Raw genomic sequence first — 13619 nt, forward strand, 5'->3', positions numbered from 1 at the left:
CCTGGTCAGGTCCGCGAAGACGCTGTTCCATGGTCATCGTGACGACGATCCGACGTGACGTACTGACGCTCCCCGCAGCCGAGTTGGGCCCCGACAACCCCCTGCCGCCGCTGCGCACGCTCGACGAGGTGCACTGTGTCGAGGAGCGGGACCGCGTGGGCCTGCCCCGCGAGATGGCCCGCCAGATCGGTTACGAGCCACTGCGCAGCGTGTTGCCCGAGCGCGTCCGGGACGGCTACGGCAGAACGCGAGCGCCGCGCGGGATCGACACGATCGTGATCGAGAACGAACGGCTGCGGGCCGTCGTGCTGCTCGGCCTCGGGGGCCGCGTCGCCTCGCTGTTCCACAAGCCCTCGGGCCGCGAACTGCTGTACCGCAACCCGGTGTTCCAGCCCGCCTGCTTCGCCCTGAACGGTGCCTGGTTCTCCGGCGGCGTCGAGTGGAACATCGGCGCGACCGGCCACACCGCCCTCTCGTGCGCGCCGGTGCACGCCGCCCGCGTCACCGCCCCCGACGGCGGCGAGATGCTGCGCCTGTGGGAGTGGGAGCGGCTGCGCGACCTGCCCTTCCAGGTCGACCTGTGGCTGCCGAGGGACTCGGACTTCCTGTACGTCGGCGTGCGCATCCGCAACCCGCACGAGAAGCCCGCGCCCACCTACTGGTGGTCGAACATCGCCGTGCCCGAGGAACGCCGGGTGCTGGCCCCGGCCGAGGAGGCCTGGCACTTCGGATACGAGCGCCGGCTGCGCCGGGTGTCCGTCCCCGCGTACGACGGCGTCGACCGGACGTATCCGCTCGCGAGCACGTTCCCCGCCGACTACTTCTACGAGGTGCCCGACGGGCGGCGCCGGTGGATCGCCGCCCTGGACGACGAGGGGCACGGGCTCGTGCAGACGTCCACCGACGTCCTGCGCGGCCGCAAGCTCTTCGTCTGGGGCTCCGGCACCGGCGGGCGGCGCTGGCAGGAGTGGCTGACCGAGCCCGGCACCGGCGGGTACTGCGAGATCCAGGCCGGGCTCGCCCGCACCCAGCTGGAGCACGTCCGGCTGGAGCCGGAGAGCGAGGTGTCCTGGCTGGAGGCGTACGGGCCGCTGAGCGCCGACGCCGCGACCGTGCACGGCGGTGACTGGGACGCGGCGCGGGCCGAGACGCAGGACCGTCTGGAGGCGGCCCTCCCGCGCGCAGACGTGGACGCGGCGTACCGGGCCTGGCTGCCGTACGCCGACACCGAGCCGGGCGAGACGCTGGCCGCCAGCTCCGGCTGGGGCGCCCTCGAAGTGCTGCGCGCCTCCTACAAGCTGCCGGGCACCCCCTTCGAGGAGAGCACCCTCGGCGACGAGCAGGCGCCGTGGGCGGAACTGCTCAGGTCCGGGACCTTCCCGGAGCCGCGCCGGGCCGGCCCGCCCGGGCCGACGCTCGTCGCCCGGCACTGGCGCGACATGCTGGAGACGGCGCCGGCCCGGCCGCTCACCGAGTACCACCTCGGCGTCGCACAGTGGCACGCGGGCGATCAGGCGCAGGCCGTGCGCAGCTGGGAACGCGGACTGCAACTGGCCCCGTCCGTCTGGCCGTTGCTGCGCTGCCTCGCCGTCGCCGACCAGGTGGCCGGGCACCACGAGCGGGCCGCCGACCGGTACGCGGAGGCCTTCGACGACCTGTGCCAGGAGCGGCGCGACGACGGGGAGGCGTGGACCGCGGCCACGGCCGCGCTCGGGCGGGAGGCGATCGAGGCGCTGCTGGCGGTGCGGCGGGTGGCGGACGCGCGGGCCGTGTGGGACCGGCTGCGGGACGCCACGCGCGAGCGGGGGCGGTTCCGGCTGATCGAGGCGCGTCTGCTGCTCGCCGAGGGGGACCGCGCGGGCGCGCGGGCCGTCTTCGACGAGGGCTTCGAGGTGGCGGACCTGCGGGAGGGCGCCGAGGTCATCAGCGAGCTGTGGGCCCGGATCACCGACGAACCGCTGCCGGCCCGGTACGAGTTCCGCATGCGGCCCCCGGCGCGGTGAGGAGCGGGCGGCTCCCCGGCCCGGGGAGCCGCGTCCGCCGTCAGACGCCGGTCGGGCTCTCCGCGCGCCGGTCCACGTACTCGTAGACCATGCCGTCGGGATGCATCGCGATCAGGTTCCGGCCGACCGGGGTCGCGACCGGGCCCGCCAGCACCCGGGCACCGGAGTCGCTGAGCACCCGGTGCGCCTCGTCGACGTCCGTGACGGCGATGGTCGCGGCCACCTTGCGCAGGATCTCCAGCTCGGCCTCGGGGCCGCTCATCAGCAGGAAGCAGCCGACGGCGGCGACCGAGACGCCGCCGCGCTCGAAACGCAGGGCGCGTCCGCCGGCCAGTCTCTCGTAGAACGGGACCGAACCCTCCAGGTCGTCGACGCAGATACGCAGCGTGGCTCCCAGAATCTCCATGCCCCGAGCCTAGGGCCTGTCGTGCGGGTCTCGCCGGGGTCTAGGGATCATCCGGCACGTACATCCGGCACGTACGGTCCACGGCGGCCCCGCCGGCCCCCGGCGTTCCGTCAGCCGGCGTTCTGCTGGAGCTGCGGCAGCACCTTGGTGCGGTAGAAGTCGAAGAAGCCCCGCTGGTCCGGGCCGATCTGATTGACGTACACGTGGTCGAAGCCCGAGTCCGCGAAGGCGGTCAGCGCCGAGACGTGCTCGTCGACGTCGTCGCCGCACACCGTGTTCTCGCGGACCATGTCCTCGGTGACCAGCGGCTGCAGCTGCTCGAAGTGGCGGGGTGTGGGCAGGATCTGGCCCATCTCGCCCGGCAGCAGCTGGTTGGGCCACAGCCGGTGCACGGTGCGCACGGCCTCGTCGCGGTCCTGCCCGTAGCAGACCTTCGTGCCGCCGCTCACGGGCTTTGCGCCCCCGCCGCCCTTGCGGAACCGGGAGACCATCGACTCCTCGGGCATCATCGTGATGTAGCCGTCGCCGACCCGGGCCGCCAGCGAGGTCGCCTGCGGGCCGAAGCCGGAGATGTCGATCGGGACCGGCTCGTCGGGAACCGTGTAGAGGCGGGCGTTCTCCACGGTGTAGTGCGTACCGTGATGGTTGACCTCCTCGCCGGTGAAGAGGCCGCGCATCACCTGGATCGCCTCCTCCAGCATCTCCAGGCGCACGTGCGCGGGCGGCCAGGCGTCACCGAGGATGTGCTCGTTCAGCGCCTCCCCGGAGCCCACGCCGAGCCGGAAGCGGCCGTTCGTCATCACCGCGGTCGTCGCCGCGGCCTGCGCCAGCACCGCCGGGTGGATGCGCACGGTGGGACACGTGACCGCCGTCTGGATCGGCAGGGACACGGCCTCGGAGAGCGCGCCGATCACCGACCACACGAACGGACTCTGCCCCTGCGCGTCGTTCCACGGGTGGTAGTGGTCCGAGATCCACAGGGAGCGGAATCCGGCCTGTTCCGCCATCCGCGCCTGCTCGACGAGTTCCGCGGGACCGAATTCCTCGGTCGACAGGAAGTAGCCGTACTCGGCCATGGGGGGCACCTCCGCGACGGGCTGCTCAGGGACGGCCCGGGTAACCCCGCCGCGGCCCGCGAAACGCCGCCCGCACACCCGCCCGCCCGCACCCGAGGCGGTCCCGGACATGACGGATACGCGAGGGACCACCGGACGCCGGGTTGCGCGACCCGGCCGATACGCGTACGCCGGGCCCGTGCCCCCGGTCGCCACGACGTTTGGCCGGTCCGCCCAGGGGGACGCGGTAAGCCCGTACGAGCGACCATGCCGGAGGCGAACCGTGGCTCGACCCCGCATCGTGATCGTCGGTGCCGGCTTCGCGGGATACCGGACCGCCCGCGCCCTGTCCCGGCAGGCACGCGGCAGGGCCGACATCACCCTGCTCAACCCGACCGACTACTTCCTGTACCTGCCCCTGCTGCCGCAGGTCGCCGCCGGGGTCCTGGAGCCACGCCGTGTCACCGTCTCGCTCACCGGCACCCTGCCCGGCGTACGCCTGGCCCTCGGCGAGGCCGACCGGATCGACCTCGACGCACGGACCGTGCACTACCGCGACCCCGAGGGAGGCCAAGGGACGCTGGCCTACGACCGGCTGGTGCTCGCCGCCGGGAGCGTCAACAAACTGCTGCCCGTCCCCGGGGTCGCCGAGCACGCCCACGGCTTCCGCGGCCTGCCCGAGGCGCTGTACCTGCGCGACCACGTCACCCGCCAGATCGAACTGGCCGCCGCGTCCGACGACGGCGTCAGCGCCGACGCGCGGTGCACCTTCGTGGTCGTCGGCGCCGGCTACACCGGTACGGAGGTCGCCGCGCAGGGGCAGCTCCTCACCGACGCGCTCACCCGCGGTCGGCCGCTGCCCGAAGCCAGGCGGCCCCGCTGGCTGCTGCTCGACATCGCCCCACGCGTCCTGCCCGAACTGGACGAACGGCTCTCCAGGACGGCGGACCGCGTGCTGCGGCGGCGCGGCGTCGACGTACGCACCGGGACCTCCGTCAAGGAGGCCACCCCGGACGGCGTCCTGCTCAGCGACGGCGAGTTCGTCGACACCCGCACCCTGATCTGGTGCGTCGGCGTCCGCCCCGACCCGCTGGCCGAAACCCTGGGCCTGCCCATGGAACGCGGCCGGCTCCTCGTCGACCCCTACCTCCAGGTGCCGGGACGGCCCGAGGTCTACGCCTGCGGTGACGCGGCCGCCGTGCCGGACCTGGAGAAGCCCGGCCAGTACACCCCCATGACCGCACAGCACGCGTGGCGCCAGGGCAAGGTCGCGGCCCGCAACGTCGCGGCCTCCTTCGGCACCGGCGAGCGCCGCCCCTACCGGCACCGCGACCTCGGCTTCACCGTCGACCTCGGCGGCGCCGAGGCCGCCGCCAACCCGCTCGGCGTACCGCTCTCGGGTCCGCTCGCCGGAGCCGTCACCCGCGGCTACCACCTCGCCGCGATGCCCGGCAACCGCGTCCGCGTCGCCGCCGACTGGCTCCTCGAGGCCGCGCTGCCCCGCCAGGGCGTCCAGCTGGGCCTGGTCCGGTCGTGGTCGGTGCCGCTGGACACCGCGTCGCCCGAGCAGGCACGGAGGCCGGGCGGCGCTCCCGCCACGCGCGACAGTTACCGATAGGAGACTCATGAACACCCGCCAACTCGCCGAACTCGGACAGCAGTTGCGCGTCGACAGCGTGCGCGCCTCGGCCGCCGCGGGCTCCGGCCACCCCACCTCCTCGATGTCCGCGGCCGACCTGATGGCCGTCCTGCTGGCCAAGCACCTGCGCTACGACTTCGAGCGCCCCCAGCACCCCGGCAACGACCGGTTCGTCCTCTCCAAGGGGCACGCCTCACCGCTGCTGTACTCCGCCTACAAGGCGGCCGGCGCGATCAACGACACCGAACTGCTCACCTTCCGCAAGCTCGGCAGCCGTCTCGAAGGGCACCCCACACCCCGCCGGCTGCCCTGGGTCGAGACGGCCACCGGCTCGCTCGGCCAGGGCCTGCCGGTCGGCGTGGGCATCGCGCTCGCCGGCAAGCGGCTGGAGCGCACCGGCTACCGCGTGTGGGTGCTGTGCGGCGACAGCGAACTCGCCGAGGGCTCCGTCTGGGAGGCCGCCGAGCACGCGGCCTACGAGCACCTCGACAACCTCACGCTGATCGTCGACGTCAACCGGCTCGGCCAGCGCGGCCCGACCCGGCACGGCCACGACCTGGACGCCTACGCCCGCCGCTTCCACGCCTTCGGCTGGCACCCCGTCGAGGTCGACGGACACGACGTCGAGGACATCGACCGCGCCTTCGCGGAGGCGCGTTCCACCAGCGGACAGCCCACCGTGATCCTCGCCCGCACCCTCAAGGGCAAGGGCGTCGCCTCCGTCCAGGACCGCGAGGGACTGCACGGCAAGCCGCTGCCGGACGCCGACGAGGCGATCGCCGAACTCGGCGGCGTCCGCGACCTGCGCGTACAGGTGCAGGAACCCCCGGCCACCCGGATGCTGCACGCCGTACGGACCGGGCACCCCGAACTGCCCCGCTTCGAGGTCGGCGACGAGGTCGCCACCCGCGACGCGTACGGACAGGCGCTGGCCGCGCTCGGCGGCGCCCGCGGCGACGTCGTCGCCCTGGACGGGGAGGTCGGCGACTCCACACGCGCCGAGTTCTTCGCCAAGGAGCACCCCGAGCGCTACTTCGAGTGCTACATCGCCGAACAGCAGATGATCGGGACCGCCGTCGGCCTCGCCGCCCGTGACTGGACGCCCTACGCCTCCACGTTCGCCGCGTTCCTCACCCGCGCCTACGACTTCGTGCGGATGGCGTCGGTCAGCGGCGCGGGCATCAACGTGGTCGGCTCCCACGCGGGAGCCTCCATCGGCCAGGACGGGCCCTCCCAGATGGGCCTGGAGGACCTCGCGATGTTCCGCGCGGTGTACGGCTCGACCGTGCTCTACCCGTGCGACGCCAACCAGACGGCGAAGCTCGTCGCCGCCATGGCCGACCTGGACGGCATCCGCTATCTGCGCACCTCCCGCGGCGCCGGCCCCGTCATCTACGAGCCCCACGAGGACTTCCCGGTCGGCGGCAGCAAGGTGCTGCGCGCCTCCTCCGACGACCGGCTGACCCTCGTCGCGGCCGGCGTCACCGTCCACGAGGCGCTGAAGGCGGCCGAGGCGCTCGACGCCGAGGGCATCCAGGTCCGGGTCGTCGACCTCTACTCGGTCAAGCCCGTCGACCGGGAAACCCTGCGCGATGCCGCCGAGGACACCGGCTGCCTGATCACCGTCGAGGACCACCGCGAGGAGGGCGGCCTCGGGGACGCGGTCCTCGACGCCTTCCTGGACGGCCGGCCCACGCCCCGCCTGGTCCGTCTCGCGGTCCGTACGATGCCGGGCTCGGCGAGCCCCGAGGAGCAGCTGCACGCGGCCGGCATCGACGCCGAGTCGATCACGGCCGCCGTCCGGCTGCTGGTGGAGAACGCCGTCGTGCGCTGAGGACACCGAGGGCCTTTCGGCCGGAGAGGAACGACCATGAGCAGCGCACGGACGGTGCGGGCCGGCCGCCGCACCGTGGAGATCCACCGCCCGGAGAAGGTGCTGTTCCCGGCCGACGGGGGCGGCAAGGAGTACACGAAGGACGACCTGATCGGGTACTACCGGTCCGTCGCCCCCTTCATGCTGCCCCATCTGCGGGGCCGCCCGCTGATGGTCGAGCGCCACCCCGACGGGCTCGACGGCCCCTCGTTCATGCAGAAGAACACCCCGGACCACTACCCGGAGTGGATCCGCCGGGTCGAGGTGGCGAAGGAGGGCGGCACCGTCCTGCACCCCGTGTGCGACGACGCCGCCACCCTCGTCTACCTCGCCGACCAGGCCGGCATCACCCTGCACCGCTGGCTGTCGCGCGCCGACTCGGTCGACCGGCCAGACCGGATGGTCTTCGACCTGGACCCCAGCACGGACGACTTCGCCGTGGTACGTGAAGCCGCCCAGCTGCTCGGCGAGTTGCTCGACGAGCTGAAGCTGCCGTCCGCGCTGATGACCACCGGCTCACGCGGCCTGCACATCGTGGTCCCCCTGAACGGGCGTCACGGCTTCGACGAGGTCCGCGCCTTCGCCAAGGACACCGCGGACGCGCTCGCCGACCGGCACTCCGACCGGTTCACCACGGCGGCCCGCAAGAAGGAGCGCGGCGACCGGCTCTACCTCGACGTCCAGCGCAACGCGTACGCGCAGACCGCCGTCGCCCCCTTCACCGTCCGCGCCCTGCCCGGCGCGCCCGTCGCCGTCCCCATCTCGTGGGGGCAGCTCGACGACCCGCGTCTGCACGCCCGCCGCTGGACCGTCGCCGACGCCGTCGAGCAGGCCCGCACCAATCCGTGGGCGGGCCTGCTCGGCCACGGACGCGCTCTGGGCCCGGCCCGGCGCCGGCTGGACGCCCTGCGTGGCTGAGTCCCGCCGTCCGTGAGGTTTGGCCAACAAACGAGCGAGCACCCGGTGTTCGAGGTGGCCATGTCGAACACATCCAACACATCCAGATCACAGAGTTCACAGAACTCTTCCCAGAACAAGGGAAACAGCAAGGAGAACACCGCGGCGGACAGCCAGCCGAAGCCGATGGAGGTGCTGCGCCACGCGCGCGCCCAGCTCCAGGAGCTGACGGGCATGGCGGCCGAGTCGGTCTCGTCCTTCGAACGCACCGAAGACGGTTGGGCGTTGGAGGTCGAGGTCCTGGAACTCGCCAAGATCCCGGACACGATGAGCCTGCTGGCGACCTATCAGGTGGAGCTCGACAACGACGGAGAGCTCACCGGGTATCGCCGGGTCCGCCGCTACGAACGCGGACGGGCGGAGCGCAGGCCGGGCGGCCGATAGGCACCGCCCCTTCCCCGCGGAGACACCCAACAGACTAGGAGGACTGGACGGTATGACCGTTGTCCCGGCACAGCAAGGCGGCGGATCGGGGGGCACCAGTGGCCTCTACGACGTCCTCGAACTCGTTCTTGACCGCGGAATCGTCATCGACGCGTTTGTACGGGTCTCCCTCGTAGGCATCGAGATTCTGAAGATCGACGTACGTGTCGTCATCGCGAGCGTCGACACCTATCTCCGCTTCGCCGAGGCGTGCAACCGCCTCGACCTGGAAGCGGGCCCGCACAAGAACCCCGGACTGCCCGACCTGATGGGCGAGCTCACCGAGTCCGGTGCGCGCGGCAAGTCCAAGGGCGCCCTGTCCGGCGCCGCCGAGACCATATCGGACGCGTTCAAGCAGGCACGCGAGGACGGCCAGTCCGAGTCCCGGCCCCGTACCCGTAAGACCGCGGCCTCGCGCCGGAAGGAGGAGCAGGAGTGAGCACGTACGTCTACGGCATCGCCGAGGGAACGCACCCCTCGCTTCCCGACGGCATCGACGGAGTCGGTGAACCGGCGCGCCCCGTACGCATCCTGAGGGAGGGCGACCTGGCGGCGATCGTCAGCGACGCCCCCGAGGGGCTGCGGCCCAAGCGCAGGGACCTGCTCGCCCACCAGAACGTGCTGAGCGAGGCGGGCGAGGGCGGCGCGGTGCTGCCCATGCGCTTCGGCAGCATCGCGGCCGACGACGACACCGTCGTCTCCGTGCTCGCCGAGCGTGCGGCGCACTACCAGGAGCGGCTCAAGGCGCTGGCCGGCAAGGTCGAGTACAACGTCAAGGCCAGCCACGACGAAGAGGCCGTGCTGCACCGCGTGATGGGTGAGAACCCCGAGATCCGCTCCCTCACCGAGGCCAACCGGCAGGCGGGCGGCGGCTCCCACGAGGACAAGATGCGGCTCGGCGAGATGGTCGTGGCCGCGCTCCAGGCCCGTGAGGCCGAGGACGCCCAAGGGCTCAGGCGCACGCTCGAACCGACCGCCGAGGCCGTGAGCGAGGGCCCGGAGTCCACCGGCTGGCTGGCCAACCTGTCGTTCCTGGTGGACCGCAAGTCGGCCGACGCGTTCCTCAGCGCCGTCGACGACATCCGCGGCGGCCAGCCGCACCTGGAGCTGCGTGTGAACGGGCCGCTGCCGCCCTACAGCTTCGTCGAGCCCGGCCCCTCCGAGCCCGCCACCGGCATCTCGTCGGGCGCCCGGACGGGCGGCGAGTAGCCCCATGGGACTCATCGGCGAGGTGCTGATGCTGCCGCTCGCTCCGGTGCGCGGCAGCCTCTGGGCGATGAAACAGGTGGTGGCCGAGGCCGAGCGCCAGTACTACGACCCGTCAGCGATCCGCGCCGAACTCGCCCAGCTCGAAGCCAGGTTGGAGGCCGGAGAGATCACCGACGAGGAGTTCGACCAGCAGGAGGACGTCCTGCTGGACCGGCTGGAAGCCACCCTGCGCAAAGACGCGGGACCCAACTACGGGACGACACGATGAACAGACTAGGACTGGGCCTCGCCGTAGGGGCCGGGTACGTCCTCGGACGTACCAAGAAGATGAAGCTGGCCTTCGCGGTCGGCACCATGGTCGCAGGCAAGCGGATGCAGCTCAGCCCGAAGGCGATCGGTGATCTGGTGTCCAAGCAGCTGCTGGGCAACCCGGCGTTCAAGGAGATCAACGACCAGCTCCGCCAGGACCTGCGCGGGGTCGGCAAGGCCGCCTCCGGGGCACTGGTGGAGCGGCAGATCGAGGGTCTCGCCAAGCGGCTGCACGGCCGTACGGCGGACGTCCGCAACCAGCTCGCCGGCGTGAGCCCGGACGTGTCCGGGCGCCACGAGGACGAGGACGAGGAGCCGGACGACCGCTACGACGACGAGCCCGAGGACGAGGACGACGACGACGGCCGGGACGAGGCTGCCGAGCAGGAGTCCGCCGAGGAGAAGCCGCGTCCGCGCAAGAAGGCCCCCGCGAAGAAGGCCACGGCCAAGAAGGCGGCCGAGAAGCAGGGCACCGCCAAGAAGGCGCCGGCCAAGAAGACCGCCGCGGCGGCCAGGAAGGCGCCCGCGAAGAAGGCCGCGACGAAGACCGCCGCCCGCCGCATCCCGCGGTCCCGGCAGTCGGAGGGAGGCCGCGACGATGGCTGACGTACTCGGTTCCGCCACCAAGAAGGCGAAGGACAACCCGGTCACGGCGGTCGTGCAGAGCGAGGCGGCCGACCGGCTGAAGTCGGAGGTCCAGGAGTATCTGGCCGCGCAGGCCCAGCGGTTGCTGGTCGGCGTGGGACAGAAGCTCGGACAGACGACCGTCAAGCTCAACGACATAGCCGAGGGCAACAGCCCCGGGTTCGCCAAGCTCGCCCTCGACGGCGGCCGCAAGCTCGCGGAGGGCAAGGGCCCACTGCGGTCCGCGGTGGAGGTCGGCGCCGGCCGGGCCAAGGACAACGTGGTCGGCGCGTTCAAGAACATGTTCGGCGGCAAGGGCAAGGGCAAGCGCAAGGGCGGCGCCGGCCAGAAGCCCACGGTCATCATGGAGTTCATCGACGTCGGCGTGCCGCTGCGCGACGCGTACGACCAGTGGACCCAGTTCCAGGACTTCAGCACCTTCGCCAAGGGCGTCAAGAGCGCGAACCGCGCCGACGACACCACCTCCGACTGGCAGATGAAGGTGTTCTGGTCCAGCCGCAGCTGGAAGGCGCACACCACCGAGCAGGTGCCGGACCAGCGCATCTCCTGGACGTCCGAGGGCGCCAAGGGCACGACGAAGGGTGTCGTCACCTTCCACGAGCTCGCGGAGAGCCTGACGCGCGTCCTGCTGGTCATCGAGTACTACCCCAAGGGCCTGTTCGAGAAGACCGGCAACATCTGGCGTGCCCAGGGCCGCAGGGCACGGCTCGACCTGAAGAACTACGCCCGCTTCATCACGCTCAAGGGCGAGGCCGAGGACGGCTGGCGCGGTGAGATCCGTGACGGCGAGGTGGTCCGCAGCCACGAGGACGCGGTCGAGGAGGAGCAGGCCGAACAGGAACAGGCCGAGTCCGAGGACGCTCCCGAGGGCGAGTACGAGGGCGACGAGGAAGCCGCGGACCACGAGGACGCCGACACCGCAGCCGAGGCCGAGGAGGCCGAGGAGACGGACGAGCCGGAGGAGTCCTACGAGGACGAGGACGAACTCGAGGCCGAGGAGGAGCCCGAGGCCGAGTACGCCGACGAGGAAGAGCCCGAGGCCGAGGCCGAGTACGCCGACGAGGAGGAGCCGGAGGGCGAGTACGCCGAGCCCGAGGGCGACGAGGAAGCGGAGTACGAGGAAGAGGAAGAGCCGGCCGTCAGCGGGAGTCGCCGATGACGACGCCCGGTCTAATCCCTGAGCCGTACGGACAGGGCGGAAGCGCGAACCTCGCCGACATCCTGGAGCGGGTGCTCGACAAGGGCATCGTGATCGCCGGTGACATCCGGATCAACCTGCTCGACATCGAGCTGCTCACCATCAAGCTCCGGCTCATCGTCGCCTCCGTCGACAAGGCGAAGGAGATGGGGATCGACTGGTGGGAGGACGACCCCGCGCTGTCCTCCCGGGCGCACCACAACCAGCTGGCCCGCGAGAACGCCGAGCTGCGCGCCCATCTCGCGGAGATGGAACAGTTGGAGCAGGGACGGGCCCAGCCCAAGGAGGAGGAAGCACCATGAGCGGACTGCGGTACGTCTACGCCGTCTGCCGCCCCTTCGGCGCGCCTCTGCAGGCCGATGTGACGGGGGTGGCGGGCGCGCCCCCCGGTCTGCTGACCCACAACGGCCTGGTCGCCGTGGTCAGCACGGTGCCGGAGCGCGACTTCGCCGAGGAGCCGCTCCGGCGCCATCTGGAGGATCTGGACTGGCTCAGCGACACCGCGCGCGCCCACCAGAGCGTGATCGACGCGCTCACCGCCGTGACGACGCCGCTGCCGCTGCGGCTCGCCACGGTGTTCCGGGACGACAGCGGTGTCCGGTCCATGATGGAGGCCCGGGAGGACGCGTTCCGGCGCACGCTCGACCGGCTCGACGGCCGGGTGGAGTGGGGCGTCAAGGTCTACGCCGACTCCGGGCAGGCCGAGGCCGCCGAGCCGGCGAAGCCCGCGTCCGGGCGGGACTACCTGCGCCAGCGGCGCATGCGCTCCCGGTCGCAGGACGCGATGTGGGAGAAGGCGGAGAAGTTCGCGCGCCGGCTGCACGACGGTCTGTCCGCGCACGCGGAGGACGCCCGGCTGCACGCCCCGCAGAACGCCGCGATCTCCCGGCAGAGCGGCCGCAACGTCCTGAACGCCGCCTACCTGGTGCCGCGTTCGGACTCGGAGGCGTTCGTCGAACTCGTCGACCGTACGAAGGACGACGAGCCGGGGCTGCGGGTGGAACTCACGGGGCCCTGGGCCGCGTACTCCTTCGCCGGCCTGGAGGACGACGCGGACGGGTCGCGGGAGGCGGGACTGTGACGGTCGTGGAACGGCGTGAGGTCGCGCTGGTCGACCTGCTCGACCGGCTGCTCGCGGGCGGGGTCGTCATCACCGGGGACATCACCCTGCGGATCGCCGACGTCGACCTCGTCCGCATCGACCTGAACGCCCTGATCAGCTCGGTGAACGAGCAGGTGCCCTCGCCGTTCCGGGACTCGCTGTGACCGGCCGGGCGCCGGGCGCCGAGCGGGCGTCCGGCGACGACTACGTGTGGTTCGCCGGGATCGGGCGCGAGGAGGACCCGGGGTCCGCGGACGAGCGGGTTCCCGGCAGCGGTCCCGTCCCGTCCGCGCGGGAGACGCCCCCGTCGGCCGAAGAGACGGCACCGTCCGCCGAGGGGACCGCCCCGACGGAGGACGCGGCGCCGTCCGGGAGCAGGTCGGCCGGCCGGAAGCGGCTGGAGCTGGAGCCGGACACCGTGGAGCGGGACCTGGTCAAGCTGGTGCTGACCGTGGTGGAGCTGCTGCGCCAGCTCATGGAGCGGCAGGCCGTGCGGCGGTTCGACACGGGTGACCTGTCCGAGGACCAGGAGGAGCGGATCGGGCTCACCCTGATGCTCCTCGACGAGCGGATGGCCGAGCTGCGCGACCGCTACGGTCTGCGGCCCGAGGACCTGAACCTGGACCTCGGCCCGCTGGGACCGCTGCTGCCCAGGGATTAGCCCCTGTCACTCGGATCAGGCCGGTCGTGACCTGGGACCACCCCAGGTCACGACCCGGCAGGTGACCAACGCAGGCCCCGGGGGGCCCGGGCGGTGACCGCCCGGACCCCCCCCCCCCGGCGGGCGGGGGTGGGGCGCA

General features: G+C 72.3%; 16 protein-coding genes. 14 read left to right on the forward strand and 2 right to left on the reverse strand.

Features of this window, described 5'->3' with window-relative positions; genetic code table 11:
* The first annotated feature begins 29 nt into the window (after positions 1-29).
* On the forward strand, positions 30-2003 hold the full coding sequence (locus ACZ4VA_RS10105; RefSeq protein WP_468080720.1) for a DUF5107 domain-containing protein: 1974 nt from the start codon (positions 30-32) through the stop codon (positions 2001-2003).
* A 40-nt stretch (positions 2004-2043) separates the two neighbouring features.
* Here ACZ4VA_RS10105 and ACZ4VA_RS10110 read toward each other — a convergent pair whose 3' ends face one another.
* Together ACZ4VA_RS10110 and ACZ4VA_RS10115 are read right to left on the reverse strand one after the other, a co-directional pair.
* A complete protein-coding gene (locus ACZ4VA_RS10110) occupies positions 2044-2409 on the reverse strand; it encodes a VOC family protein (RefSeq protein WP_355788174.1) in 366 nt (121 codons plus the stop codon).
* Between the two features lie 110 nt (positions 2410-2519).
* The gene (locus ACZ4VA_RS10115) at positions 2520-3485 is read right to left on the reverse strand and encodes an LLM class F420-dependent oxidoreductase (RefSeq protein ID WP_355788177.1); all 966 of its coding nucleotides are present in this window, start codon (positions 3483-3485) and stop codon (positions 2520-2522) included.
* Between the two features lie 262 nt (positions 3486-3747).
* Here ACZ4VA_RS10115 and ACZ4VA_RS10120 point away from each other — a divergent pair, with 262 nt between their 5' ends.
* From ACZ4VA_RS10120 to ACZ4VA_RS10180, 13 genes are all read left to right on the forward strand, one after another.
* Entirely contained in the window at positions 3748-5082 is a 1335-nt protein-coding gene (locus tag ACZ4VA_RS10120) for an NAD(P)/FAD-dependent oxidoreductase (protein WP_468080722.1), read from the forward strand.
* Positions 5083-5089: 7 nt separating this feature from the next.
* Positions 5090-6937, forward strand: coding sequence for a transketolase (locus ACZ4VA_RS10125; protein WP_468080724.1), 1848 nt, complete (start codon positions 5090-5092; stop codon positions 6935-6937).
* A gap of 36 nt (positions 6938-6973) precedes the next feature.
* Positions 6974-7894, forward strand: coding sequence for a non-homologous end-joining DNA ligase (gene ligD / locus ACZ4VA_RS10130; RefSeq protein ID WP_356237844.1), 921 nt, complete (start codon positions 6974-6976; stop codon positions 7892-7894).
* Between the two features lie 60 nt (positions 7895-7954).
* On the forward strand, positions 7955-8317 hold the full coding sequence (locus tag ACZ4VA_RS10135) for a gas vesicle protein GvpO (protein WP_355789043.1): 363 nt from the start codon (positions 7955-7957) through the stop codon (positions 8315-8317).
* A gap of 52 nt (positions 8318-8369) precedes the next feature.
* Positions 8370-8795 carry a gas vesicle structural protein GvpA gene (locus ACZ4VA_RS10140; RefSeq protein ID WP_355789046.1) on the forward strand — a complete coding sequence of 142 codons (426 nt, stop codon included), beginning with the start codon at positions 8370-8372 and terminating at the stop codon, positions 8793-8795.
* Entirely contained in the window at positions 8792-9565 is a 774-nt protein-coding gene (locus ACZ4VA_RS10145) for a GvpL/GvpF family gas vesicle protein (protein WP_355789049.1), read from the forward strand. The genes ACZ4VA_RS10140 and ACZ4VA_RS10145 overlap by 4 nt, the downstream gene beginning before the upstream one ends.
* A gap of 4 nt (positions 9566-9569) precedes the next feature.
* Positions 9570-9833 carry a gas vesicle protein GvpG gene (locus ACZ4VA_RS10150; protein ID WP_356175156.1) on the forward strand — a complete coding sequence of 88 codons (264 nt, stop codon included), beginning with the start codon at positions 9570-9572 and terminating at the stop codon, positions 9831-9833.
* Positions 9830-10480, forward strand: a complete 651-nt coding sequence (locus tag ACZ4VA_RS10155; RefSeq protein WP_389390399.1) for a DNA primase — start codon at positions 9830-9832, stop codon at positions 10478-10480. Before ACZ4VA_RS10150 ends, ACZ4VA_RS10155 begins: the two co-directional genes overlap by 4 nt.
* Positions 10473-11678, forward strand: coding sequence for an SRPBCC family protein (locus tag ACZ4VA_RS10160; RefSeq protein WP_355789057.1), 1206 nt, complete (start codon positions 10473-10475; stop codon positions 11676-11678). The genes ACZ4VA_RS10155 and ACZ4VA_RS10160 overlap by 8 nt, the downstream gene beginning before the upstream one ends.
* Positions 11675-12019 carry a gas vesicle protein gene (locus ACZ4VA_RS10165; protein WP_355789060.1) on the forward strand — a complete coding sequence of 115 codons (345 nt, stop codon included), beginning with the start codon at positions 11675-11677 and terminating at the stop codon, positions 12017-12019. The genes ACZ4VA_RS10160 and ACZ4VA_RS10165 overlap by 4 nt, the downstream gene beginning before the upstream one ends.
* On the forward strand, positions 12016-12798 hold the full coding sequence (locus ACZ4VA_RS10170; protein ID WP_355789063.1) for a GvpL/GvpF family gas vesicle protein: 783 nt from the start codon (positions 12016-12018) through the stop codon (positions 12796-12798). Before ACZ4VA_RS10165 ends, ACZ4VA_RS10170 begins: the two co-directional genes overlap by 4 nt.
* Complete coding sequence (locus tag ACZ4VA_RS10175) at positions 12795-12983, forward strand: gas vesicle protein (RefSeq protein ID WP_121407056.1); 189 nt, start codon at positions 12795-12797, stop codon at positions 12981-12983. The genes ACZ4VA_RS10170 and ACZ4VA_RS10175 overlap by 4 nt, the downstream gene beginning before the upstream one ends.
* A 233-nt stretch (positions 12984-13216) precedes the next feature.
* Positions 13217-13480: a gas vesicle protein K gene (locus tag ACZ4VA_RS10180; protein WP_356237967.1), complete on the forward strand. Its 264-nt coding sequence runs from the start codon at positions 13217-13219 to the stop codon at positions 13478-13480.
* Positions 13481-13619: the final 139 nt, after the last annotated feature.

It is taken from the genome of Streptomyces sp. NPDC028308 (assembly GCF_055565855.1).

Bases quoted from the DNA above. Each gene is read 5' to 3' on its own strand.
- ACZ4VA_RS10105 (WP_468080720.1), top strand. From the start codon at position 30: ATGGTCATCGTGACGACGATCCGACGTGACGTACTGACGCTCCCCGCA.
- ACZ4VA_RS10110 (WP_355788174.1), bottom strand. From the start codon at position 2,409: ATGGAGATTCTGGGAGCCACGCTGCGTATCTGCGTCGACGACCTGGAG.
- ACZ4VA_RS10115 (WP_355788177.1), bottom strand. From the start codon at position 3,485: ATGGCCGAGTACGGCTACTTCCTGTCGACCGAGGAATTCGGTCCCGCG.
- ACZ4VA_RS10125 (WP_468080724.1), top strand. From the start codon at position 5,090: ATGAACACCCGCCAACTCGCCGAACTCGGACAGCAGTTGCGCGTCGAC.
- ligD (WP_356237844.1), top strand. From the start codon at position 6,974: ATGAGCAGCGCACGGACGGTGCGGGCCGGCCGCCGCACCGTGGAGATC.
- ACZ4VA_RS10135 (WP_355789043.1), top strand. From the start codon at position 7,955: ATGTCGAACACATCCAACACATCCAGATCACAGAGTTCACAGAACTCT.
- ACZ4VA_RS10140 (WP_355789046.1), top strand. From the start codon at position 8,370: ATGACCGTTGTCCCGGCACAGCAAGGCGGCGGATCGGGGGGCACCAGT.
- ACZ4VA_RS10150 (WP_356175156.1), top strand. From the start codon at position 9,570: ATGGGACTCATCGGCGAGGTGCTGATGCTGCCGCTCGCTCCGGTGCGC.
- ACZ4VA_RS10155 (WP_389390399.1), top strand. From the start codon at position 9,830: ATGAACAGACTAGGACTGGGCCTCGCCGTAGGGGCCGGGTACGTCCTC.
- ACZ4VA_RS10160 (WP_355789057.1), top strand. From the start codon at position 10,473: ATGGCTGACGTACTCGGTTCCGCCACCAAGAAGGCGAAGGACAACCCG.
- ACZ4VA_RS10165 (WP_355789060.1), top strand. From the start codon at position 11,675: ATGACGACGCCCGGTCTAATCCCTGAGCCGTACGGACAGGGCGGAAGC.
- ACZ4VA_RS10170 (WP_355789063.1), top strand. From the start codon at position 12,016: ATGAGCGGACTGCGGTACGTCTACGCCGTCTGCCGCCCCTTCGGCGCG.